The organism is Azohydromonas lata (assembly GCF_034427735.1).
GTDB classification, from domain to species: domain Bacteria; phylum Pseudomonadota; class Gammaproteobacteria; order Burkholderiales; family Burkholderiaceae_C; genus Azohydromonas; species Azohydromonas lata.
Map to the genome: position 1 here is coordinate 19,524 of NZ_JAXOJX010000041.1, position 23,818 is coordinate 43,341.

General features: G+C 59.7%; 17 protein-coding genes. 8 read left to right on the plus strand and 9 right to left on the minus strand.

Annotation, left to right across the window (positions count from 1 at the left end):
* Window positions 1-111 precede the first annotated feature (111 nt).
* Window positions 112-462 carry a hypothetical protein gene (locus SM757_RS22035; RefSeq protein ID WP_322467047.1) on the plus strand — a complete coding sequence of 117 codons (351 nt, stop codon included), beginning with the start codon at window positions 112-114 and terminating at the stop codon, window positions 460-462.
* Between the two features lie 482 nt (window positions 463-944).
* Here SM757_RS22035 and SM757_RS22040 read toward each other — a convergent pair whose 3' ends face one another.
* From SM757_RS22040 to SM757_RS22050, 3 genes are all read right to left on the minus strand, one after another.
* Entirely contained in the window at window positions 945-1,373 is a 429-nt protein-coding gene (locus SM757_RS22040) for a hypothetical protein (protein WP_322467048.1), read from the minus strand.
* A 12-nt stretch (window positions 1,374-1,385) separates the two neighbouring features.
* Entirely contained in the window at window positions 1,386-1,595 is a 210-nt protein-coding gene (locus SM757_RS22045) for a hypothetical protein (RefSeq protein ID WP_322467049.1), read from the minus strand.
* Between the two features lie 64 nt (window positions 1,596-1,659).
* A complete protein-coding gene (locus SM757_RS22050) occupies window positions 1,660-2,733 on the minus strand; it encodes a DUF932 domain-containing protein (RefSeq protein WP_322467050.1) in 1,074 nt (357 codons plus the stop codon).
* A 289-nt stretch (window positions 2,734-3,022) separates the two neighbouring features.
* Between SM757_RS22050 and tnpB the strand changes: the two genes are divergently transcribed.
* From tnpB to SM757_RS22080, 4 genes are all read left to right on the plus strand, one after another.
* Window positions 3,023-5,431, plus strand: coding sequence for an IS66 family insertion sequence element accessory protein TnpB (gene tnpB / locus SM757_RS35660; protein WP_456062121.1), 2,409 nt, complete (start codon window positions 3,023-3,025; stop codon window positions 5,429-5,431).
* 105 nt (window positions 5,432-5,536) lie between these two features.
* Window positions 5,537-7,075, plus strand: a complete 1,539-nt coding sequence (tnpC, locus tag SM757_RS22070) for an IS66 family transposase (RefSeq protein ID WP_322467095.1) — start codon at window positions 5,537-5,539, stop codon at window positions 7,073-7,075.
* A gap of 85 nt (window positions 7,076-7,160) precedes the next feature.
* Window positions 7,161-7,427, plus strand: a complete 267-nt coding sequence (locus SM757_RS22075; protein WP_322467051.1) for a hypothetical protein — start codon at window positions 7,161-7,163, stop codon at window positions 7,425-7,427.
* 99 nt (window positions 7,428-7,526) lie between these two features.
* Window positions 7,527-7,718 carry a hypothetical protein gene (locus SM757_RS22080; RefSeq protein ID WP_322467052.1) on the plus strand — a complete coding sequence of 64 codons (192 nt, stop codon included), beginning with the start codon at window positions 7,527-7,529 and terminating at the stop codon, window positions 7,716-7,718.
* Between the two features lie 16 nt (window positions 7,719-7,734).
* Here the strand turns inward: SM757_RS22080 and SM757_RS22085 are convergent, their stop codons facing one another.
* On the minus strand, window positions 7,735-13,005 hold the full coding sequence (locus SM757_RS22085; RefSeq protein WP_322467053.1) for an ATP-binding protein: 5,271 nt from the start codon (window positions 13,003-13,005) through the stop codon (window positions 7,735-7,737).
* A gap of 213 nt (window positions 13,006-13,218) precedes the next feature.
* Here SM757_RS22085 and SM757_RS22090 point away from each other — a divergent pair, with 213 nt between their 5' ends.
* Window positions 13,219-14,586 carry a hypothetical protein gene (locus SM757_RS22090; protein WP_322467054.1) on the plus strand — a complete coding sequence of 456 codons (1,368 nt, stop codon included), beginning with the start codon at window positions 13,219-13,221 and terminating at the stop codon, window positions 14,584-14,586.
* A gap of 370 nt (window positions 14,587-14,956) precedes the next feature.
* On the opposite strand, the gene SM757_RS22095 is transcribed toward SM757_RS22090, so the two are convergent.
* The 5 genes from SM757_RS22095 to SM757_RS22115 form a co-directional block, all read right to left on the minus strand.
* Window positions 14,957-15,517 (minus strand): hypothetical protein, encoded by a 561-nt coding sequence (locus SM757_RS22095; RefSeq protein WP_322467055.1) that lies wholly within the window; start codon window positions 15,515-15,517, stop codon window positions 14,957-14,959.
* 702 nt (window positions 15,518-16,219) lie between these two features.
* Window positions 16,220-16,405 (minus strand): hypothetical protein, encoded by a 186-nt coding sequence (locus SM757_RS22100; RefSeq protein ID WP_322467056.1) that lies wholly within the window; start codon window positions 16,403-16,405, stop codon window positions 16,220-16,222.
* 58 nt (window positions 16,406-16,463) lie between these two features.
* Window positions 16,464-17,108, minus strand: coding sequence for a DUF2026 family protein (locus SM757_RS22105; RefSeq protein WP_322467057.1), 645 nt, complete (start codon window positions 17,106-17,108; stop codon window positions 16,464-16,466).
* A gap of 20 nt (window positions 17,109-17,128) precedes the next feature.
* Window positions 17,129-17,911, minus strand: a complete 783-nt coding sequence (locus SM757_RS22110) for a DUF6710 family protein (RefSeq protein ID WP_322467058.1) — start codon at window positions 17,909-17,911, stop codon at window positions 17,129-17,131.
* A 10-nt stretch (window positions 17,912-17,921) separates the two neighbouring features.
* Complete coding sequence (locus SM757_RS22115) at window positions 17,922-20,672, minus strand: class I SAM-dependent DNA methyltransferase (protein WP_322467059.1); 2,751 nt, start codon at window positions 20,670-20,672, stop codon at window positions 17,922-17,924.
* Window positions 20,673-21,311: 639 nt separating this feature from the next.
* Between SM757_RS22115 and SM757_RS22120 the strand changes: the two genes are divergently transcribed.
* Both SM757_RS22120 and SM757_RS22125 read left to right on the plus strand, forming a co-directional pair.
* Window positions 21,312-22,859, plus strand: a complete 1,548-nt coding sequence (locus SM757_RS22120; RefSeq protein WP_322467060.1) for an AAA family ATPase — start codon at window positions 21,312-21,314, stop codon at window positions 22,857-22,859.
* A 36-nt stretch (window positions 22,860-22,895) separates the two neighbouring features.
* Window positions 22,896-23,633: a DUF1949 domain-containing protein gene (locus tag SM757_RS22125; protein WP_322467061.1), complete on the plus strand. Its 738-nt coding sequence runs from the start codon at window positions 22,896-22,898 to the stop codon at window positions 23,631-23,633.
* Window positions 23,634-23,818: the final 185 nt, after the last annotated feature.

Genomic DNA, 23,818 nt, shown 5'->3' on the forward strand with positions numbered 1-23,818 from the left:
GCGCACACGCCGGCGCGCGCTGGCCGGGCCGCCACGGCTCCCGAAATTTGCCCGGGAGACCGCATAGAACAAGGGCCTAACATTGGTGGCCAAATCCATTCGAGGGAACACATGATGTCTGCGACCAGCGATGGTGCTGCGCCGCCCGAGCGCCCCAAGCGAGGCCGGCCCAAAATCGTCATCGAGCCGATTTATCCCGAGCTGCCCGAGCCCACTGGAGAACAAGTCCGCGCGGTCCGGCTGCGTATGGGATGGACGCTGGATTTCACCGCCAGCATCCTCGGGCTGACGGACGCACAGGGAGTAAGCGACATCGAGCGAGCTTCTGATCGCTCCGGCAAAGCACGCAAGCTCAACAACTGGCGGTGGACGCTCATGCTGCTGGCGGCGGGTGAGCATCCGACGTTGATGCTGACGAAGCGCACGCAGCCGCTGGAGCAAGAAAGCCTGCCGCTGGAATAACCAGCGCGTGTAATCGCTCGGATTCCAACGGGAACAATGACTTACACGAGGGGCGATTGCATGTCTCCGTGTCGGCAAGACGACCATACAACATACTTGTTTCTTGTTGGCTGACTGCCTGAGCGTTTTCCGTCTCTGTGCGCTGTTGAAGTGCGGAGAAGGGAAGGGAAAGGGGAGTTAGGCCGTGCGGTATAGGACACCTCACCTTGTAAGGAGAATGGGGCTCCAAGTACCCAGTATGTTGTTATGTGGTGATTGCGCTGAGCCGTTCAACGAGACGCGCCGGCGGCTGCCTGCAGCTGCGCCAGTAGTTCAGCGCTGCGTTGACGCTCGGTCGCCAGCTCGGCACGCAGCGCCGCTGCCTCGGCCTCGGCCCGCAGTGCGTGGGAATGCCACCCGGTCCAGCTATCGGCTCACCACTCCTGGCCAGCGGGTGAGGCAGGTAGGGCGGCAAAGGGTTTGGTGTTCATCATGGCAACGGATCAGGCAACAGCCACGCCAGCGAGCTCGCGCGGATAGTGCTGCGCGGCATGGATGGCCCACGCTTCCCATGTATCCCACCAACACGGGAAGGAACCGTCGCGCCGCCCCGCGCTCACGCGCTCAATTTTGATGAGCCATGCCAAAGCGCCGCAGTCCAGTTGATCGCGCCACGAGAACCGAATGCCGATGAGGCCGGACTTGTCCAGATAGCGAGTCACGCTGCCGGCCGGGATGATGTGCGGCGCATCTAAACAGCCGTCAGCCATCTCGCGCCGCTCACTACGCGGAATGTCGCCGCGCATGGCGTCAACCAGGTTGGTGATGCGGTCGCGGCCTGCGGTGTGTTCAAGCATGGGCGCCGTGGTGTTGCCCAACGGGATCAGGCCGGGCGCGAAGCCGACGCCGGGGGCAATGGAGTCGTAAGGCACGGTCAGGCTCCTTCAAACGGCGCGCTGGGCGCCGTGCAGCAGTTGTTCAGGGGTGAGGCGTTCGATGCGCTGCAGCTCGTAGCGCAGCACGTTGAGCGCGGTGTCGCAGCCAGGGGAAAAGGGATTGGCGTCGCCGGCGCCGTGAACGCGCTCCGCGGCGCGCTCCCTTGCCACCTGCGCCAAAAGTGCTCGCTGGGCCTCGGCGGGAGAGACAGTGCTCATAGCTGATTTCTAGGGCGTGGCATTCATGGGTGCGGGGAGCCCGCAGCAGGCTCCCCGCTTTGCATCAGGAGGCGATGCCCTCGGCCGGCATCGCGCCCGCCGCCGTTGCCAGGGCGCGCACGCCGTCCCAAGCGCGCAGCTTCAGCCCCTCGCCGGCACCAAACCATGCTGAGGTCATGCGCGTGTCATCAGTGCGTCCGCGCTCGTGGTCTACGTAGTCGGTCACGGCGTTGAGCAGCGCCCATGCACTGCGCGTCCCGCAGAGGTCGGCGCCGATTTGCGCTCCGCCAAAGAGGCCCATCAGCCGCTTGTAGCTACGGCTAGCGCGCACGTCTGGCAACGGCTTGCCCTTGGGCGCGGCCTGGATCGACAGCAGCAGGTCCGCCACGAACTTGTCGGCCTGCGCCTCGGTAACGTCCACCTGGGCGAGCAGCCGGGCTTCGACCAACCAGCGGTCCCACGCCGTAAGCACGATGCCGAGTTGCTGACGCACAGCGCCCGCGTCGAACTTGCGCATGTGCGGCACCCGCACGCACTGCACGACCGGGCCTTCAGTCGTGTCCTGCTCGGACTGCCAGCCGGCACCATTCATCGAGCCGCCCGCCGCCATGGTCAGCGTGTTGTTGCACACGACCCTGATGCTGGTGAATTTGGCCGTGGTCGCCATGGTGCCGTCGTAGCTCGTGGCGAGCAGCAGATACGGCCGCACCATGTCCTGGCCGACGACCGGGGCGCCGTCGTTGACCTTCGCCAGCCCCCACACGCGCTTGCCATCCGACAGCGCGCCGGCCGTCTCCAGCACGAAGCCGCCGGCCTCGGCGAGCTTGCCGAAAAAGTCCAGGACCTCGCCCGGCTGCACGACCTGATAGCCCCGGCTCACGACCGACAGCGCGGTGCCCGTGTCGGAGCGGTAGAGCACGTCCCGCCCTTCCATCGCCTCGACGCGGTCAGTGGCGCCGGCATCGGCGCGCTGGAACAGGACCGGCGTGCGCTGGACCGTGTACGCCAAACCGGCTTCACGGCGCCAGGTTTCGAGATCCGCGCCAGCGGTCAGCCGTTGACCCAGCTTGTGCCAGGGAGCATCGCCAACAAAAGCCATCGCAGCTTGGCCGGTGGTGCAGTCGATCATGTGTGCCATCTGGGAATCTCCACGTAGAAGGTTGCAATCTGGAATCAATGAAGCATCACTAATTCAGGTGCGTGAGTCATTGGTTCCATGTCTCTAATATAGGGTTCAATCCTATTTAATACAGTTCTATTTGGTTTGGCTTGTAAGAGTTTAATCCCGATTCTCCACGCCCTCCCGGAAAGCAGATATATTTAGGTCTAGGTCATAAGTAATTCATTGATCTACGCGCCGGGAGACTTCCCGGATTATTTGCAAAGTCATTGCTGGGTTCAAAGCCCGATATTTTTTGGAGTAGCACATGGACTTCTCTGAAAAAACTCAGATTGCCGAAGCCGTCAAGCAGGTGCAAGGCCGGGAAATAACCGTGCCGCTGAAGTATCTTTTCAGGGATGCCCTAAACGTCAGAAAAAAGAGCCCGGCGCGAAGTGTCGAAGAATTGGCGGCGCTGATTTATTCGCAGGGCTTGCTGCAAAACCTCATAGTGCGCGCCGAACTCTCGGGCAAGAAGGCACCCAAGCCCACCGGTCGCTATGGCGTTGTTGCCGGTGGTCGCCGCTTGGAAGCTCTGAATCTGCTGTTCACTCAGGGCAAGATTCCTGCTGATTTCCCGGTGCGCTGCCTGGAGGTTTCCCAGGAGGACGCGCTTTCGGTTTCTTTGGCCGAAAACTGCGGGCGAGAAGCACTGCATGGAAGCGATTTGCTCAATGCCTTCTTAGCCATGCTTGACCAAGGCAAGACGGTTTCTCAAATTGCCGACGCCTGGGGTATCAGCGTGCTCACAGTAGAGCGCCGACTGAAAATTGCCAAGATTAGCCCCAAGCTCATGGCGCTGTACCGGGATGACAAAATCGAACTTGAACAGTTGATGGCGTTGACCCTGACGGAAGATCATCAGCTTCAAGAACAGATTTGGGAAAACTCGTCGTCCTGGGAGCGGTCTGCGCACAATCTGCGCCGGAAACTGACTGAGCGCGATATACCGGCAGACAATTTCTTGGCGCGGTTCGTCGGCTTTGCAGCCTACGAGGCGGCGGGCGGGAATGTGCGCCGTGACCTTTTTTCCGACGACGCAAACTCGCCGGGGTACATGACAGAGCCCGCCCTGCTGGAGCGGCTTGCGCTGGAACGCCTGGAGCGTGAGGCCGAAGCTGTGCGCGCCGAGGGCTGGCAGTGGGTGGAGGTCCGCACCAGCCTGAGCTACACCGACCGGCAAGTGTGGGAGCGGTGCCGCACTCTTGATGTGGACCCGACTGAAGAACAGCAAGAACGCCTGGACGCCATCGAGGCGCTGGTGTCGGAACTGGAAGGCCAGATCGAGGATTTGGACCCGGAGGCCGACAGCGCGGCCATCGACGCCCTAGAAGCGCAGCAGCAGCAGGCCGAAGCCGAGCGTGAGGCGATTGAACAGACCCTGCAGCAGATCGACCCCCGCGATCTGCCGCTGGCCGGCGCGGTGGTGTACGTCGATCAGCGCGGCGAACTGGCCGTGCTGCGCGCCCTGGTGCGTGTTGAATATCGCAAGGCACAGGCCGCACCGGGCACCACTGGCGCGAGCACGGCGCATGCCAAGGCAAAGGCCGACTACTCGGAAAAGTTGCTGCGGCAACTGACTGCACACCGCACGGCCGCACTGCGCGCCACGCTTGCGGACAGTCCGGCCGTGGCGCTGCGTGTCCTGGCCTATCAACTGGCCGTGCAAACCGGTTTGTCGTCGCGCTGCGCCTCCGGTGACAGGCCCGTCGAGATTCGCGCCGATACCGCCGATGTGCGAAAGGAAGGCGCGGACTTGGCCGAGTGCAAGGCGCAGCAAGAAATGGAAGCGCACCAAGAGCGGTGGGGCAACCTGTTGCCCGGTGATCAGCGCTCGTTGCTGGCCTGGGTGCTCAAAGCCGATGACTCGCAGGTGCTGGACCTGCTGGCCGTCTGTAAGCGGCTGGCGAAGTCATGGTTGAGCACCAGACGCTTTAACGGTGACGATCGTGCCCATGAGCGAACAAATGGGCACGATCGAAGAGAAGAGTGTGAAGCGCCGCCGCCGCTACAACGCCGAGTTCAAGCAGCGCGTGCTGGCCGAGTGCGCCGAGCCCGGCGTGTCGGTCGCAGGAGTGGCGCTCTCGCACGGCCTCAACGCCAACCTCGTGCAGACGTGGCGCCGCGAGGCACGGGAGGCCTGCGCGCCGCGGCCACCATCATCTCCACCACTGGCAACACCGCCAAGCGAACCGGCATTCATCCCCGTAGCACTGCCACCGGCTCCCGCGCCGGTGGCCAGCGACATCCGCATCGAACTGCGCCGCGGCGGCACGACAGTCGCTGTGACCTGGCCGTTGGAAGCCGCTGCCGAGTGCGCGACCTGGCTGCGCGAGATCCTGCGGTGATCCGCGTCGAAGCCCTGTGGCTGTCCACCGCGCCGCTGGACATGCGCGCGGGCATGGACACGGCGCTGGCCCGTGTGGTGGCCGTCTTCGGTGCGGCCCGGCCGCACCATGCGTACTGCTTCGCCAACCGGCGAGCCAACCGCATGAAGGTGCTGGTGCACGACGGCATCGGCATCTGGCTGGCGGCGCGGCGGCTCAACGCCGGCAAGTTCGTCTGGCCCCGGGACGGCAGCGCGACCTTGACGCTGAGCCAGCCGCAGTTCGACGCGCTGGTGCTGGGGCTGCCGTGGCGGCGCATCGGCGAGGCCGGCGTCATCACGGTGGTGTAGCGCGGCTCAATTGCCGGATGTGCCTATGGCGGCTTCGCCGCCAGAGCTGGCACGATCACGGCCGTGATCACCGACGACCGCTTCGACACGCTGGACCCTGAGCAGATGCGCCAGGTGCTGTTGGAGCTCATGGCCGAGGTGGCGCGCAAGGACGAGCTCATCGCGCAGCGGCAGCGCGAGATGGACCTCAAGCAGTCCACCATCGACAAGCTGACCTACGAGATCGCCCAGCTCAAGCGGCTGCGCTATGGCGCCAAGAGCGAGCACTTCGACCCTGGTCAGAAGCTGCTCTTCGACGAGGACATCGACGCCGACATCGCGGCCGTCGAGGCGCAGCTCGAAGCGCTCAAGGCCTCGGTGCCGCGCGACAGCGAGCCCAAGCAGAAGCCGAAGCGCGCCCCGCTGCCAGCCCACTTGCCGCGCCGCGACGTCTACCACGAGCCCGAGGACACGAACTGCCGCTGCGGCTGCGCGATGAAGCGCATCGGCGAGGACGTCAGCGAGAAGCTTGACTACACGCCCGGCACCTTCACGGTGGAGCGCCACGTGCGCGGCAAGTGGGCTTGCGCGCACTGCCGCACGCTGGTGCAGGCCCCGGTGCCGGCGCAGATCATCGACAAGGGCATCCCGACGGCCGGGCTGCTGGCCCACGTCGCGGTGGCCAAGCACAACGACCACCTGCCGCTGTACCGCCAGGAGCCGATCTTCGGTCGGGCGGGCCTGGCCATCCCGCGTTCCACGCTGGCGGCCTGGCTGGGGCAGTGCGGCGTGCGGTTGCAGCCGCTGGTGGACGCGCTCAAAGCCGAGCTGCTGCGCTGCGCCGTGCTGCACGCCGACGAAACGCCGGTAGGCCTGCTGGCTCCCAAGACCGGCAAGGTCCACAAGGCCTACCTGTGGGCCTACGCCTCCGGCCCGATGGAGCCGATCAAGGCCGTGGTCTACGACTTCGCCATGAGCCGAGCGGGCGAGCATGCCCGAGCCTTCCTCGGGCATGACGACGAGGAGCACAAGGAAAAGCGCTGGCTCGGCAGCCTGGTGTGCGACGACTACACGGGTTACTCCGCGCTGTTCCGGCAGGGCGTGACCGAATCAGGCTGCATGGCCCATGCAAGGAGGTACTTCTTCGACTTGCACGTGGCCAACAAGAGCACGCTCGCTGAGAAGGCCCTGGAATACTTCGGGCTGCTCTACGACGTCGAGCGCCTCATCAAGGGCAAGAGTGCGCAGGAGCGGCTGGAAAAACGCCGGGAGCTGGCCGTGCCCATCGCGAAGGCGTTGCTCAAGTGGCTCAAGGCCGAGCGTGCGCGCGTCACCGACGGTACGGCCACTGCCACGGCCTTCGACTACAGCCTCAACCGCTGGGCTGCGCTCACGCGCTACCTCAGCGACCCGGCCCTGCCGATCGACAACAACCACGACGAGCAGCAGATCAGGCCTTGGAGCACCGGTCGCAAAAATTGGCTCTTCGCAGGCACGCTCCAGGCCGGCAAGCGCGCCGCGGCCATCACAAGCTTGATCCAGTCAGCAAAGCTGAACGGACACGATCCCTACGCGTACCTTAAGGACGTGCTCACGCGGCTGCCGACACAGCGAGCCAGCGAGATTGACGCGCTGCTGCCGCATCGCTGGAAACCGGCCGGATGAGTTCCTCGGCCGTCAGCGCCGTCCCGGCGCTGCATGACTTCCCCAGCCGCTTACGGCCGTCTGCACCGCAAGCACGCTCAATGCGGTGCAGGGGCGCGAGGCTCCGCAGCCCATCGCGGACGCCATCGCCGCCGCCGTCGATCTGGACATGGGCGACTGGTGGGAGCCGACAGCCGAGAGCTACCTGAATGCCGTGCCGAAGGCCAAGGTCGTTGACGCGGTGCGCGAAGCCGCAGGCGCAGAAGCGGCGGCGGGCCTGGAAGGGCTGAAGAAGGGTGAAGCCGTCGCCCTGGCGCAGCAGCGGCTGCAGGGCACGCGGTGGTTGCCGCCCGTACTGCGGGCCAAGGGCTGACACCGCGCCTGCCCCTGCTGCAAAGGCAGGGGCCAAGAAATAGCAGGGCCGCGCTGTGCGCGTCACGGCGGCCCCTCTAGGCCCAGCGAGGACCAATAGATGGACAAGGTACTCACCGAGCGCCAGCGCGTGACGCAGCGCCGCGCTCTTGATGGCCGGCTTGTGGTGTTGTGCTTCGGCGCCGGCGTGGACTCCACCGGCCTGATGGTGGCACTGTGTGCCGCAGGCCTGCGGCCGGATGTCGGCCAGTCGTTCTACGACGATTTGGCCGACGACGACTGGCCGGAGTAGTCGCTTCGAGCAGGCCTTAACGCCCCGCCAGTGCGGTCTCCAGGCAGGGGGCTTCTGCAACACCCAACGCGATAAGTTCCGCGACCAGGTGGAGCAGGTCGGCGCCTAGAGTTGGATCGAGGGGTCCGTCATCGCTGCCAATCGCCGCCTGGACAACCTTGCACCACCGGGCGCCCATGCCGAAGTCCACCCAGAAAACCGGGAAGCCGGCGAATGCTTCAAGCCAGCGGCGGCAAGCCACCGCGAGCAGAGGCAGATGCTCGGCCCGCGGTGACACCGCCAGCAAGTTCAGCAGGACCTCGGCAACCTTGTAGGACGGACCAGCAGCAACGAGCTTCTGAAGCACCGGAAGGAAATCGCCCAAGCGATCGATATCCAATGCGTTGAGGTAGCAATTCGACGGCGCCATGATGCTTTGGCTGTTGAAGAACATCCCAGCGACCGCCATGCTGAGATAGCGCTCATTGAAGCTGTCCTTCTCTCCTTGTGCGCGACGCCAGCCCCAAGTGGTGATGAGATGGTCAGCAAGCGCCTCACGGATGCCGACGGCGACCGTAGTCGACGGACGGCGCGCCGGACCGAAGTAGTTCTCGTCGAGTGCGCGCGTGAAGATGCCCGTGAGGTCGAAGAAGTTTTGATCGCCCAGCTTGAACATGGAGCTAATCAGGGTCAGCGCCTTCTGTAGATCGTCGTGCGGAAGCGTCCGTGCGAGGAAATCGAAGAACACCTGATTCCATTCGCCTGGCGCATCACTGACTTCCCCGCCGTCGGTCATCTCGGCGCCGTTGGCCGTCATCGTCCAAGGCATGTAGGCCTCAACCATCTCCGACAGCCAGGGGAACCCGTCTACGGGCATGCCGCTCAACTGCTTCAGCCAGAGGGCGGCCGACTGCTGGCTGAACCACGGCGGGTCGATCTCGTCTTCGTCGTCAAAGAGATCAAACGGGACTGCCGGCTCGTCCTGTTCCGGTGCCGACAGCGCTTCTTCCAGCGTGACGATCTTCTCGGCGGCGGCTGGTAGCATCGGGATGCGGATGCCCGCGCGCGGGCGCGGCTCCCTGCGCGGGGGCATCGGCCAACCCGGTTCGGCACCGGCGCCTGCCAACCATTGCAGTTCACCGGTGACCGCCTGTTGGACTAGCTTGTCCCGCTCGGCCTTCAGTTCGGCCTCTACTTCCGGCTTGGTATTCCAGCGCCGACGTGGACTGGTGCAGCTGTGCAGCGCACAACGAATCAAAGACTTGACCACCCGCGGATCGGCAGCCATGACTGCATCGATTGCCGCGCCTAACCCGTGCGCAACTTCATGGACGCCGCGGGCAGCTACCGTCAACACGGACTCGATATCCGCGGGTGTGCAGCGAAACCGCAGCGCGAACAAGCGCCCAGCGAAGCTTGTCGCCAACGGGTTGTAGTTCAGCCCGTCCCGGACCTGTAGCACGCCGTCCGGCTTGGGATCACTCAAGACCGCGTCAAAGCAGGCGCAAGCCCACTCAGCGTTCGGCTCGCGAAGATCCGCGTCGGCATCCCTTATCACGAGCAAGGCCACTGTCAGGACGGCCATACGTTCGTCCTTTGCCGCATCGTCGGGGCTGGCTGCAGCGGTGCTTGGGTCTCGCTCGGGCATTCGTGCCCACTGAATGGCGCCCTGCAACTGGTCTGGTGCCAGCCGTGTAGAGGATCTCAAGATTTGGTTGAGCCCCAACGTCATTCTTACGTTCTGGTCTTCCACGGCCCGAGCAGCGCGCAATCCGGACAGATGCGCCTCCTCTTCGGCAGGCGACATGTACCTGCGCTCCAAGACCTTGGTGCCATCCTGACGTGTAGCTTCGACATCTTTCCAGTTGGACCTGTCTGCCAGATTCAGCGCGTGCTTAACCATGAACGGCGGATTGGCGAGCGCGTGATGCGCCCTGTAGGGCCCGAGTCGCGTCGCTGCTGCCGACAGGGCATCGACGAGCTGGTGGCCCTTCTCGGGTCCGGCGCTGGCCATAAACTCTTCAACCAGCTCCGACAGGCGGGTACGGCGTGAAGGCCGTTTACGCAGTTCAGCAGTGCTCACCTCACCCTGAGGCTCGCGCGCCAACTCGCCCAGACCGAACGCCCGGGAGACGTCGAACAGCTCGCTGGGTGCGATCTGGTCACGTGCAGCGCGCTCAACATCCAGGCTGAGGAGCTCGGGAGACGATAAGAATGGCAGGGCGCTATCCCGAGACGCTGGCCAGTGCGAAAGCACCAGGTCGACCGCGACCAGCACGTACGCCGCACAAGAGCCTGGCGGACCGAGCACGTCGGCAAGCACCGCCGCGAACGGCTCACCCGCATCCAGCCGCCGGTGGGCCCACGCCTCCATCGCCTGCAACGCGCTGCTCATCGCGTAGAAGTTGCTCTCGCGAGACCACTGGTAGCTCCAGGTCCACGGGAACTCCCGCTCCACGCCCCCAAAGTTCAAGACAAGGCGGTCTTCGCCGGCGTCCCCACCTTTCGCGACCCATCCGATGGCCTGGGAGACGAGACGACGAACCAAGCCGAGCCCGATGGCCGGCCGATGGGTGAGAAGTAGGAAGAATGGCCCCTGCGCTGGCGAAACCGGGATGAAGTTGCTGTCTAGGAACGTGAAGGGCTCATTGCGCCCGTGCCCTATGTCATCGTCGTCAGACTTCGGGTCTTCGATCAAAGCCAACGCAACCAGCTCTGCAAACTCCTCAGGTGCGGCGAGCACCAGGTTGAAGGGGCGACATACCACATCCTCGGCAAGCTGCTGGTTGCGGTCCAAGTCATCGATCAATGCGCGCGTGTAAGCCTGCGCCAGATCTGGCGCCCGCTGAGCAAACATCAGGAAATTGTCGTGCAGGTCTTGCCGCAGATGGCGCCGTTCCTCCTGACCCAACCCAGTCCAATCGACGAGAGTGGGAGCAGGCGGATCGCGCCAGGAGCGCTTCTCCTGGGGTTCCAAGTCACGCAGCCAGATGCCGAACTGGCGCGTGATCGCAACAACCAGCGGCCCGAGGCCGAGCGTGCCGTACAAGTAGACGCGAAAAAGCTTAACGACATCAGGGATGGCAATCGCGGGCAGCGCAAGTCCCAGCTTCAGCAGCCACGCGATTAAGCTTGGCCAGCCTTCTCCCTTGGGCACGCGGAGAGCCAAGAGGGGGGCGGTCAGTTCGACGGACTGCCCCGCCAGCATCTCGGCCAGCGACTTCACCTCCACGGTGGATACCGTGCTGACGAACTCCTTGAGCAGTTCCGCATCCTCGGACAGGAATGCCGGCTGTACGCGAGGCAAAAGGCTGTCCGCCGCTTCAGAGCGAATCACGGCCAACAGCGCGTAGCGCTTCCAAGACCTATGGGCGCCTGGCCGACTGACCTGCTGCAGCAGCCCACGCCACTTCTCGTCGTTCTTTTCACGCTCCAGGCTTAGCCGGGCGGCGAGTTCGATACCTCGCGCCATGGCTGCGCTGGCCGGCTTGTCCAGCGGCAGCGAATCGATCAGCTTCGGGTGGTCGTGCAGCGTGAACCCGATGGCCCATTCCCGAAGCACGTCATGTTGGAACTCCAACCGGTCGCGCTGCAGTTCTCGAAGAGTTCCACTGGCCACCAGCGCCTCAACAGCCGGCGAGGGTTCGTCAGTGCTGTCGTACGCTTCCTGATGCTTGAGCGCTTGCTGTCCCATGGATGCGAGAAGGCGGCCTCGATCGCGCCAGCCGGCATCCTTGACGCCATCGGCATAGCTCCACCACAGATTCGCAAGTTCAACTTCGGTGCGCAGCGCCTGTTCTGCAGCCGGGCGCCGTGCCAAGCGGTCGAGGCGGAACAGATTGCCGCTGACCTTTCGCGCGGGGTGCTCTGGCGCAAGCAGTGGTGCCAGCGCTGGTGCCTTCACGCGTAGCTCGTCTCGCTCACCTTCGGACAGGTCTGTAATGACGACTGCTTTGCCGCGTTTCAGCGTCGAGAGCGCGTCCGCCGGGAGCCAGTCCGTGTCATCGACGCCGAAGCCAATGCGCGCCGTGGCGATCACGGACACACCGGCGATGCCAGCAGCCGCCCGCATCAAATCGGCAACGGTCGCCTGGATGCCCTCGTCATAGAAATCGAGGTTGTCGATGAACAGCGTGGCGCCGCCGTCCGCTGCCAGCTCCGCCAGCAGTTCGCGCGCGCTGCCCTGAAATCCCATGCACGAGCAGAACGCGGTGCCGCCCTTCGCGGGGCAGCGGCTCGGGCTCAGCACGATCACCTGGCCTTCCCTCAGCATGAGCTCGGCCATTTGGCGCAATACACCCGATTTGCCGACACCAGGCTCTCCGCGAATCTCGACGTAGCGGCCTTCGCTCAGGGCGCTGCGGACTTGCTCTAGCCAGTGCAGGCGGGCCAACTGCACGTCGCCCACCCGGACCTCGATGTCAGCCAATGCCTCTCTGGACGCCTCGGCAAGCGCGCGCCTGGCCTCCACGTGGCGCCGTTCGCCAGCCAGCCTGAATCCGTAGGGCTTCAACGCCTCCAGCAACGCCAAGCGATCAACGGCTCCCCCCTGCTTCGCGGCATTGAAGGCGATCACGGTGAGGGCAGCCCACAACGCGTCGGCCTTTGCCACGTCTTCGGGAGCAAGGGCACCGCGGCAGCGCTCGCGGGCGAGGTCTCGGGACGCTGAGCCCGGCGCTTCAAAGTCGAAGACCAGAATCTGCAGCCGTTGCAGAAGCTGCCAGACCGCTTCGTCATCGCAGGGAACCTTCTTCGCCTCCAAGTGCCCTGAGAAGGTCGCGACGAACTGGCGCATGTCAGGATTCCCGACGCCGGGCATGCCGATGTTTCGGGCGAACGTCGCGCCGCTGTCGACTTGGCGAGCCAACGCCAGCACGTCTTGGTAGGGCCCCTCGATCTTGGCTGAGCCACGGCTCGCGGCGATGGCCATTTCCACCGTGGAAGATTTGAAGCGTTCGGTCTGGCCGGTGTCAGCAATCTGCCCGGCGACCTTGATAAAGACCTCGTCTTTCGGGCTGAAGGTGATTGTCCGCTTTACCTGGATTTCCAGCGACTTTCGCTGCCCGGCGGCGTCGAGCACACTCACGATGACGTCGTCCAACGGGTACCCGCTGTTGCCCTGCTGGAGATCTACCGTCTCGATCCGTGCGCCGGGCATCCCGCGCGGCGGTGCTCCACACAACATGGCAAGCAGGTAGGAGGCCGCAACCTCCTGCTCGAAATGCGCGCCCGCCGGTCCGGATGCCGCGGTGCTGACGCCTTTCTCGATGGGGCTGGCCTGTGGCTGCCCGTCTCCAACGGATGACATCTCAATCACTCCTCCAGCGGTGCGCCGGATCGGTACACACGCACAGCCGTTTCGATGGACCTCCCGCTCATTTTCCTTCACGGTTGAGGCCGAACCTGCCACCAAACGAGTTGGTGTTGTGGCCGACCGAATTGCGTCGGCGCCGACACAGGTTGGGAATTAAACAAGCGGCAACTTGCTACGCGCTGGACCGCCCATCCGATAATTTCGTTCATGGGTTCGATCATCTATAGCCACCTGAATAACAGCCTGCTACTGGACAAGACGCTGATTGCCGATCAGTTCCAGGGTGTCTCGGACGTCGCGTTGCAGATCGCACTCAAGCAGTACCGCGACTTCTGCATCGCCAATTTCGACGACCTGCTCGAGGAAGTCTCTCCCGAGGCAGGAAAACTCTGCCTCTTCGTCGGCGAAAACGCGGACGAGAGGATCTTGAAGCAAGGCGCCTTCTATCTGGACACGGTGATCATGACCGACCCGCTGTTCAAGTTGACCCGGCCGGACCATGAGATCACTTCGGCATGGTCCAAGGCGTTCGGCATGCCAAACCCAGAAAGACTGGATCGGGACGGAGTCGTCCAAGCGGCAAAAACTCTGCTGTCCTGTCGATCTCTGGTCGCGAACGGCTACGTCCGCTTCTTCCCCACCACCCTTGAAGACGAAGCGCCAGCTGAGATCCCGATCTACGCTCCCAGCGACGGCTTCGAAAGCGTCTTGCCACCTCACCTGCGGGCGCTCTACAAGGAAGCCGCCGACGTTAGGTCGGTCGTCGCAAGCCCGAAAGGCTTGTTGATTCAGCCGAACCTCAAGCTCGGTCGCAGGATTAGCATCGACTTCGATGGCATGGAGCGTGGAAGAGCCTTCGGCTACAACCTCGCTGAGCAGGAGGTTGTGTCGTGGGATCGGGAGTCCGGGCGAGCACAGGTCGCGATGCGCATGCCCAAGACGCTTCCATCGAGAGAAGTGTTCGACGCGTGGGTGTCGCAGTCGGTCAACAGTTCGGCGGGAATGCACTTCGAAACCCTCTGCCGCGACATCCAGTGGTCAGCACGCTTCGGCTCGCAGTACATGACACGGTCCCGCTTCGCGGCTTCAGTACTCGACAGCACTGAGGAGGTGACGTCCAGCAGCATTCCAACGGCGACGTCCAGCGGCTGGCTAAACCTCAACTTGCCGATCTTCGACAGCGTTTCGATGGGGCGGTTGATGGCCGCCCGGTCAGACGAAGAGGCGTTCCGGCGGTTTCGCCTGCAGTTGGAGAAACACTATCGGGAACTGCGGCTGGAAGCCGACTCTGAAAAGCGCCGTCAAAAGACCGAGAACGCCATGCACGAGTTGGTGGAGATCCAACTAACCGAAGTTGACAGCGCCATCCGCCGACTCAAACGCAAGGGAGTGTTGACTGGGTTGGGCGCGGTCGCCTGCCTTGCCGCAGCAACCGCCACCTCCGGTGCCAGCCTCATCGCCACGATGTACGCGGCCTACGCTGGTTACAAGACCTTCGAGGAGTACCGCATTTCCACGAAAGAGAGCCCAGCATACTTCCTCTGGCAGGCAATTGGGCAGAAACGGGTGCAGTAGCCGGGGCAAAGGCGGCGCATCAGGTGAAATGGAAAGTGCTGAGGTTTGCTCACGGCTGACAAGATATGGCAGCCGCGCCGAAGGTTTGCATATCCCTTTGAAATGTCTTCCGGACGATGCCAACTTACGGCCCTCACAGCACCCATTTAGCGTTGGCCGGAGTCCGATTGCGGGCCTTGCCGACAGCAGGCGGCCAGGTCGGAACGGCTTACATTAGCCTGGACCAGTCCTTCAGTCTGTTTGTCCGAAAGGCCGATGATAACTGCTGGATAGAGCACGGACGCAAGCGCGATTCTCTGCCACCGCTCGGGAGTTTTACCCCATAACGCACACCACACGCTAAATTTCGCAGTCCGAATATCAACAACAATCACCATTTAAGGGTCGCTTCGGATTTTAACGATAAATCAGCTTTCATGAATGGACTTTCCATGGCCTTTATCAATTCTTCGCTTACTCTAATGTCAGTTATGGTTAAAAACCAAATCTCTTCGATATCACCTAGAAGAATTTCACCTGGAAACCCTGACTCCAGATCCGGGACAACTTGTTGCCCGTAGGCCTTTTCTTTCTGCCAAGAGCGCCAAGTAATCAACTGCTTATGGGCAAACGGAGATAAAAACATAAATACAGTCGTCGCCCCCCACCCCTGGCCAAAAATTCGATAGTCTGACAAAAATCTCTGTCTAGTTACACGCGGCTTTTTATTATTAACGAGATCGCAGACCGATACGCAACCCTTGTTTGCAAAATAGCTACTACAATTCCAATTCTTCGGAAATACCCCATTTTGATTGTTGCTTATTGCCCCCGATTTTATTATCGAAATGAAGTTGGCTGGGCTCGTGATATGAAATACTCTACCCTTGAGTCGCGGCACAATTTTTCGGGTTGCCGATCCATAGGACAAGGAAATTGCTTCAAACTTCATTTCAAAAACACAAAAACATCAAGATATAGTTTGCGACTGACGTTCCAGCGGAGGCACCGAGCAATTTATTTTCGACTCACAAATGTTTCGCAAGTCCTTGATTTCATTGAATCGCATATTCTGCGACCTGAATTGCCCAGCGTTTTCCTAGAAACGCGTATTTTGGCGACCCATGGCAGACTGTTGCAGCAAACGGGAGGCAGATGGTTATGCCATGTCCACACGATTACCACCATATCTCTATCGCATAGGCCACAAGCGAGTTTTCCCAGTGTTCAGTTATTCATCTCAAGCAGCGTTTGCCCCTTGTGCTGCACCAAAGTGAAAACTGGTTTCGCACTGCAAAGTTCACACCGGAAGTGGACTCGTAAACCATGTCGCCGCCTGCTCGGATTACCATCGAGAGTTGTGCGAATCTCAGCTTTTTCGCCCTCGATCACTACAACGAGCCCGCGATTAGCGTCTTCAGCGCAATCGTATACTTCCACGCGCTCATGATGTAGGTAGTTGCCGTCGCAGCTTGGGCATAACAATTCGGCTTCCTCACTAAGAGGATCATCTGTAAATTTCGGAACCATGCTTTCCTCTCTACTGTTGCTGTAGCTGTTGCAAACTCAATATTGTAGACTTATCCAGCTTGAAAGCCAATAATTTTAGCGTTTTGCATATGGCTTGTCGTCACCTACGTTTGCCCCCCACTCCTTATGCACGCTCAATTTCAGAAATACCAAATGAACATCGCTCATAACCAAACATGACACCCACCCTGATTTCCCCATCTGGGGTACGCACTATGTAATCCACTTCTCCCAATTGGTTGTATCTTGAGGATTTTTTGTTGACCACTATAATATCTTCGCCCACTTTAAGATTTTCATTATCAATCACAAACCTTCTCCTTTCCTGCGAAACCACATACGACTTTAGAACTTGTTTCCATGCCTAGCTACCAGACCCCATCGATGGAAGGTACTCGCGCCGTTGTCAGCGGTTTCGGAGTTGCAACGTAGCTGTCGCCCATCATGATGTCTTTTCTCAGTGCCTTGGGTGGCCTGCGAAACCACTCCAAACAAATATTTTTGAGGTCTTCAAATTGGTTGGATTGCTGGTTATTGAGGACTATTTCCGCAAGTGAAATATCGTGCACGACAAAGAAGTCGCCGACGCGCTGAAGCTCCGAAAGACTTGCCTTTTGATCAGAGAGTCGTTTTTGCAGCATTCGCCGCGGAACTTTTATATTGCCTCCGTCCTCTCGAAACGCTACACCCATGATAGGAGCCATAAAATCAATCATCCATCCATTGCACTCGACCCATGCATGGAATCCATTCTCGTCGCAGACAAATTTATCTTCCTCTTCGCGCCCGTACACCACGACGCTGTCTTTTTCCTCGTCCACCATCAACGCCATGCATCCCACACTTATTGTGGCCGGCAGCTTATAATCCTTTCTGAGCAGCAGCATGCCAACTGAGGAAAAGAATAAGCAAGCCCTATGGGTAATAGCGATTTCCGATGCTTCAAGGACGCTGTAGGCGACCTGGAAAATCCGCTGATAGTCAGGCAAAGAGAGCAATGGTGTTCGCTTCATAAAACAGTGAAAACAAGTTATTAGTCTTCGGGACTTTGTATTTTGGCAATACCAGCCAAATGCTGGCCTATAAGGAAGATTCCAGCCATTGGAATTGAGCGGACAGGGCCAATTTCGCTGCCGTCATCAGCACGTGTCCACGTGATGCCATCGGTTCGCACCGCCTCAAGAACCGGAGTGAAGTCAAAAGCTTCTTTGCACTTCAGCTTGCCACCGCCGCGCACCAATGCGGCCATGGTGCTGTGGTTGCCGTTATCGACCCACACGACAGGCCAAGGCTTCCAAGCGACGGCGCGGTGATTGCGATCCTGTTTCCACGGTCCCCATGGGCGGCCCTGGCCAAGCCCCCCTATTGCCGCGAACAGGCGCCACCGTTCCCAAGGCGACGGGAAAATGGCCGTCTCGCTCATCTCGACGCTCGGCGCGCGGGGCAGCTTGCGCATCAAATCCAGCATGGACTGGCCGGCGGCGTTGAGCGGTAGGCGCTCGTCCCACAGTAGATCCTCGACGTCTTGCGGCGGCTTGTGATGTTCCTCGGCATTGAGGACGAAATCTTCCAACTCCCGCGCGACGATGATGCGGCCCAATGCGACCGTGAGTCCCTTGAGCCCGTGCTTGCCGCTTTCGGCTGCGGATTCAATGGACCACAGCAGCGACAGCCATTGGCGCTGGCGCTTCGCTGAGCTGCTTTTGCCCTTCGGCAGATCGGGATAGGGAACTCGCCGCGGCATGGTGCGTTCTTTTGGCAGCCGGTCTATTTGGTCCAACATCGCGCTCAGCGATTCAAGTTTGCTGCGATCCACCGTCGCGCCGCTAGGCATGCTGGCCCGCAGTTCGGGCTTGATTCAGCGCGAGCAGTCGGCGCAATATTTCCTCGTCGCTCAGCAATTCCACAGCTTCGGTCCAACCGTAGGCTGCGGCCACCGCAGCATCAAGAGCTGCGTGGGCTTCAGTAAGCCAGGCCGGTGGTTTGTTATAGAGATTGGTCAAAGTCCGCTTCTTCAACTCGTTCTCAAAATCCGATTTCGGAATAATGCGAACAGGATACGGCGACGTTTTTTGACCGAGCGGTGCCACCTCGGCTACCTTCTTGATCCACGCGGGCGGGTTGAGCCAGTTTTGTCGTAGTCTCTCCAGACGATAAGCAGCCAGGGCAATTGCCTCCGCATGCATTCGCACATCTGTTGGCAGCTTTGCTGGAATACTGGTTCCAGAAGACAGTGTCTTAATGCGCTTATGGACGGTATCCGCGGGCGTAAGACCAGCAGGAAAAGGATATGTTTCGAAGGTAGTAGTTGGCGTATAGCGAGGACGATCTTCCAACGACGTACCCATGCGCAATGCCCATACCATGTGCATCCTGCTCTGCAGGATACCAAAAGTAGCATCATCAGCGCGCGCGATGACGATCAAGTTTTTGTCTGGCATCACAGCGCTGGGCAGCCAAGCAAATATTCGATGCTTTGAAACTTCGGGCGTAACGATAAATCGAGAAAGTCCAGCAACCGCTTCCCTCATGGCAGGACGAGGCCGATGAAACAACCACCATTGGGCAGTTGTGCCAGCTTCGCGATTCCCTGCCCTAGTAGGCTTTACATTTTCCAGAACATAAGCAAAAGGGGCCTCATACATTTTGGCCTTCTTCAGCGGCATATCCACGCCGAAATCATTAATCCACATATCACGATTTCGGCGCACGACATCAAGCCCGTTCCACCATGGGCGCAATACATCGCTATTCGAGCAACCATCCGGATTAGGCAGCTTCAACCATTTACGCGCCAAATCTCCGTCAATTTCGAATGGTCCAGTTTTCTGGATGCCCAAATACGATGCACCGAAATTTTCATTAAGCGCTGCAGCCTGAGTTAAATCATCTTGACCATTTTTTCCTGCTGCAGTGAGATCAGCTGCAATGGCGGTTACTGCGCCACCATTTAACTTCGCACGCTGCTCGCTATTACCGAACGCTGCTAAGGAAACCCGTACTGCAGCGCCATTGTTCACCCAAGGTTCGTCACTCCATGCCTCAAAAATCCTAGATGTATTGACAATGCGGTGCAGAACCTCACGATTGCGGCCACCGCGAATGGAGCTAGTCGCAACGAGTCCGGCTCTTTGCAAGGTACCCGCTTCAATGTTGGCGCGAGCTTTCTCAAACCAATAGCACACTAAGTCTGCACCACCGGGTACACGGCCGGCATACAAAGCTCGTAGATTCTGCGTGTAGTCGTCGCCTAGTTCCGCACGCATGCGTTTGTCGCCTACGAATGGCGGATTACCTACCACGACGTCTGCTATTGGCCACGCTGTCTCTGTTCCATCTGGGGCCATTAGCGCGTCGCCGCACATGATGTGGTCCAGCGACTGCAGAACTGGGTTCATGCGAAATCCATAGCCGTGCTGGATGCGCCACTGCAGTTCGCCGATCCACACGGTCACACGCGCTAGCTCCGCGGCATATTCATTAATCTCTAAGCCGAGCATGTTGTGCGGCCCTGTCACGTCGATCTGCCGCTGCAAGCCCAGAGCCTCGGCCTCCAAGCCGGCTTGGTGTTCCACGTCTTTTAGAGCCTTGAGCGATAGGTATAGAAAATTACCGCTTCCACAGGCGGGGTCGAGCACGCGGAATTCGCGCAGTCGTTCGAGATACCCAGAGAAGGCAGCTTGGGCCTCACGGTGTGCCTTATCGCCAACCCGCTTACTGCGTGCCAGCGCTGCGGCAATGGCGTCACGGCATGGGTTCCACTCGTCGAGCAGCGGCCGGCGCACAACAGGCTCGATCAGACGCTCAATGGTGGCGGGATCGGTGTAATGGGCTCCGAGCTGACTTCTCTTCAGAGGGTCCAGTCCTCGTTCGAACAGCGTGCCGAAGATGCTGGGGTCAATGGCGCTCCAATTCAATGCGCTGGCTGTGCGCAGCGCCTTCACATCCTTTATGGCCAAGGGCGGAACTTCGACTTGCAAAAACAAGCCACCGTTAAACCAAGGCACATCGTCCACGCCAAACATGCCGCCGTCGCGCATGGTGCTGAAGAGCGCTTGTAACTGTGCCCGTAAGCGATCAGGGGCTACCGATACACCCACCAGCCGTTCAAATAGCCTCGCTGGCAGAAGACCAACGTCTTCCGCAAAGAAGCAAAAAAGGCACTGAGTGAGGAAGTGAGAAACCTGCGCTGCGGGTACGCCAGCAGCACGCAGGCGTGCTGCAGTCTCAGCAAATGTGCGCGCAGCCTCCTCAGTAATCTGCCGGTTCGTGCGCGCGGGCCGAAAGGCTTCTGGGTTGATAAATACCTGACGAAGGGACTGCCGCGCCAACGGGTCGGCTAAATCCTCCAACGAAATGGTATGGCAGGTGCTAGGAGTTCCAGTGAAATGGGTGTGGATCTCGATGTGCAATCTGTCGCTGACCACGAGCAGAGGCGGGTTCTCTAATGGCAGTGCGTACTGCATGAGCTGCTTCAGTGCAACATCCAGTTTTGCACCCGGTGATTTGTACTCCCAGCCGAAACATCCGCGCTTCCATACGTCGGCCCAACCTTGCGCTGCGCCGGTGCGCTTCAAGCCACGCTCAAAGCAGTAGTTCTCTGGGTCGCCAGGCTCATCGACGTCGAGAAGCCGGCACAGGTCGATGAAGTGGGCCTGCGCTCCCGCACGCTCGGACAGCCCGTAAGACCGTCCACCTGGTCCCCATTTTTTTATAAACGTATGTGCGGCGGCCGCAGCCGTGTCAACCTTCGTGTCCATCTCCCTCGCCCACTCTCTTGTCAAGTAATGGGCGAATCGTAGAGGACAAAACGGCCGTTCCCTTGACCTACGGCGCTTCGCTGTTTGAGGCTGAACGCGATCAGCCAAACCTGCGCAGCAGTGCCTCATTTACAAGCACTCTGCAAAAACCATTGTGGCTCAGGCACTTAGTGCACTTCACAGGCACTTGCAAACAGCCCTGTGCATAGCTTCTGAGGATAGGTGCGGCTGCTAGGAAATGTGCGCTGGCGAGTGCGTAATCCTCGCCTAACACCAGCCGCCTGCGCGACATCAGCGTGGCCGTGCTGGCGTGAGCCGCAGTCCCTCACAGATCCCATTTGGTCGAACAATTCACCGAGATTGAATTTGGGGGCTAGGCGCTAGAGCACTTGACCATTGCCTGATTACTAAAGGGACCAAATCGGCCATGCTACAGCTTTTAAACATAACAACGACATGGCCACTTTTAAAAGCCAAATTCGGCAAAGCACAATTAATACGCTTCGCGAAAAAGTTGCTCGCAAGCAATACGGCAAATATCTCTTAAAAGTCAATTTGGTTCATGTGCGAGGATTGCGCGAGCAAACCGTCAATTTTGATTTTCCCGTAACGGCGCTGATTGGGCCAAACGGTGGCGGCAAGACAACGATCTTAGGCGCAGCAGCTACTGCCTACTCAGCGATCAAGCCTCGTCAGTTCTTCACGAAAAGCGGCCGGTTCGACGACAGCATGGCGAACTGGAAAATGGAATACGAGTTGATTGATCGGGCAGTTAATCAAAATGATACCTTTAGGCGTACGGCAGCGTTCCACAGCAGCAAGTGGTCACGCGACGCAGTTGAAAGGCCTACCATCACGCTCGGCGTTGCACGCACGGTCCCCGCTAGTGAAAGACGGGAAATGCAGCGGTGTGCGTCAGGATCGTTTGAGCCCGACGTTTCGCTTGTGGAATCAATTCAAGCCCCCGTTGTAGACGCAGTAGAGAAGATTCTTGGCAAGAACATTTCCCGTTACTCACATGTCCGCGTGGACCGAAACGGTCGAGTATCGCTCCTGACCGGGCAAACCGATGGTGGCGTTGGTTATTCCGAATTCCATTTTGGAGCGGGCGAGTCGAGCATTATTCGAATGGTCATGCAAATCGAGGCGATGCAGCAGAACAGCCTCGTGCTGATCGAAGAAATTGAGAACGGTCTGCATCCTGTTGCAACGGTGCGACTTGTTGAATATTTGATTGAGGCTGCACAAAGAAAGAATATTCAAGCGATTTTCACCACCCACTCTAATGACGCGCTTCTCCCTCTTCCTGCCGAAGCAATATGGGCATCAATTAATGGGCGTGTCTTTCAAGGCAAACTGGACATCGGCTCTCTCCGAGCAATTACGGGACAGATTGATGCCCGCCTTGCGATATTTTGCGAAGATGAATTTGCAGCAGCTTGGATTCGGGCGATGTTACGCAGTCGCAGAAGCATCGCTGTGGATGCGATAGAGGTTCATCCTATGGCAGGCGATGGAACGGCTGTGAAAATCAACCGCCATCACAATCAAAGCCCAGCAAGAAGATTTCCGTCAATTTGTATTCTTGATGGTGATTCGCGACAAAATGAAAGTGCCGAAGATCATGTTTACCGTCTCCCAGGTGCTAGTCCTGAGGCGTACGTCTTTGATCGCTGTATCGAAGCAACAGCGGAACATGGACGCTTAGCTGTTCGACTCAATCAACCGTTCGCTGAAGCGGCAAATGTAGTTCAGCTTTTGCAGCAAACGCGGATGGCAAATCGAGACGCTCATTTGCTTTTTTCAATTGTCGCTGAACGACTGGGATTCATGCCAGTCGATGTAGTTCGGGAAGCTTTTTTCGCTACTTGGAACGATGCCTATCAAGACGAGCGTGACGCATTGCTTAACAAATTTGCTGCCTTTCTTCCGTCCGAGGGAGATGAAATTGCGATAGGCACCCCGAGTGCTATGGCTTCAAGCCCTAGTGGGGATAGTATTTAACGACGTAGCAAATACTGTAATACCGAGAGGTGGTTTATGGCATCTGACAACTACTCCCCGTATCAGCCACCAGTCACGATCACGCTGCAGGTACCAAGCGAGCAGGTAGCCGAGTTTGAGCAGCTACTGAAAGACTTCACCAGCGGCAAGGTCCGCGCACTAGCTCCAGCCTTCGACTTCGACGCGCACGACTATCGGGGCGCGGCGCAAGCCTTGGTGCACGACCCGGATACGACCTACGCGTTGCGTGCCCGGGTCTTGGAGGACGATAAGCGAGATCCGACCGCGGCGCTGGCGGATGCGGAGCGACTGCACGCGCTGGCCGCCAGGCGCTTTGCCGAGGCCGGCTCCACAGCGTCAGTGGCCGATGGGCGGGATGGACTAGAGGACGTGGGCGTGCAGGCGCTGCAGCGGCTGTTCAAGATTGCCAAGGGCAATTCCGGTCAATGCGGTCGCGTCGCGCGCTTCCTACTGGGCCTTTACAACGGGTGGCGATTCCCATTCGATCTCACACTGCTGCGCGGCGTGGACGAAGCGACCTTTGAGGATTGCGTGCGGGTGCTGCGAATGGACGCAATGCTGGCGCGACGTGAGGTTCACGAGCACCTGGCCAACGGCGGGCCAGAGTTCGAGAAGCTGGCTGAAACCTGGCGCATGCAGGATGTCGAACTGCTCAAGCACAAGGCCCAGCAATTCGCAGAGGACGTGGGCTTCAGCGGTAGCCATTCAAAACCTGCCGCTGAACTTGTGGAATACATCCAGAACCACCGCTGATGATGTGCCCACCCGCAGCTTCGAGGTACATGTACGTCCTTCGAGAACATGCAGTGCTTCAGGATTAACCCTATTGAATGCGTAAAGGACACAGTTACAAATTTTATTTATATAAACTTTCAGCCTGTTTTAGCAGTCGCTCCTCCGGGTCGACCGCTTTCTGCTTGCAACCAGCGAATTTTTTG

Excerpts from the sequence above, each read along its gene's own strand:
- SM757_RS22080 (WP_322467052.1), top strand. The coding sequence starts at position 7,527 with ATGGACAAGGTACTCACCGAGCGCCAGCGCGTGACGCAGCGCCGCGCT.
- SM757_RS22090 (WP_322467054.1), top strand. The coding sequence starts at position 13,219 with ATGGGTTCGATCATCTATAGCCACCTGAATAACAGCCTGCTACTGGAC.
- tnpC (WP_322467095.1), top strand. The coding sequence starts at position 5,537 with ATGCGCCAGGTGCTGTTGGAGCTCATGGCCGAGGTGGCGCGCAAGGAC.
- SM757_RS22125 (WP_322467061.1), top strand. The coding sequence starts at position 22,896 with ATGGCATCTGACAACTACTCCCCGTATCAGCCACCAGTCACGATCACG.
- SM757_RS22105 (WP_322467057.1), bottom strand. The coding sequence starts at position 17,108 with ATGAAGCGAACACCATTGCTCTCTTTGCCTGACTATCAGCGGATTTTC.
- SM757_RS22045 (WP_322467049.1), bottom strand. The coding sequence starts at position 1,595 with ATGAGCACTGTCTCTCCCGCCGAGGCCCAGCGAGCACTTTTGGCGCAG.
- SM757_RS22085 (WP_322467053.1), bottom strand. The coding sequence starts at position 13,005 with ATGTCATCCGTTGGAGACGGGCAGCCACAGGCCAGCCCCATCGAGAAA.
- SM757_RS22035 (WP_322467047.1), top strand. The coding sequence starts at position 112 with ATGATGTCTGCGACCAGCGATGGTGCTGCGCCGCCCGAGCGCCCCAAG.
- SM757_RS22095 (WP_322467055.1), bottom strand. The coding sequence starts at position 15,517 with ATGAAGTTTGAAGCAATTTCCTTGTCCTATGGATCGGCAACCCGAAAA.
- SM757_RS22050 (WP_322467050.1), bottom strand. The coding sequence starts at position 2,733 with ATGGCACACATGATCGACTGCACCACCGGCCAAGCTGCGATGGCTTTT.
- tnpB (WP_456062121.1), top strand. The coding sequence starts at position 3,023 with ATGGACTTCTCTGAAAAAACTCAGATTGCCGAAGCCGTCAAGCAGGTG.
- SM757_RS22120 (WP_322467060.1), top strand. The coding sequence starts at position 21,312 with ATGGCCACTTTTAAAAGCCAAATTCGGCAAAGCACAATTAATACGCTT.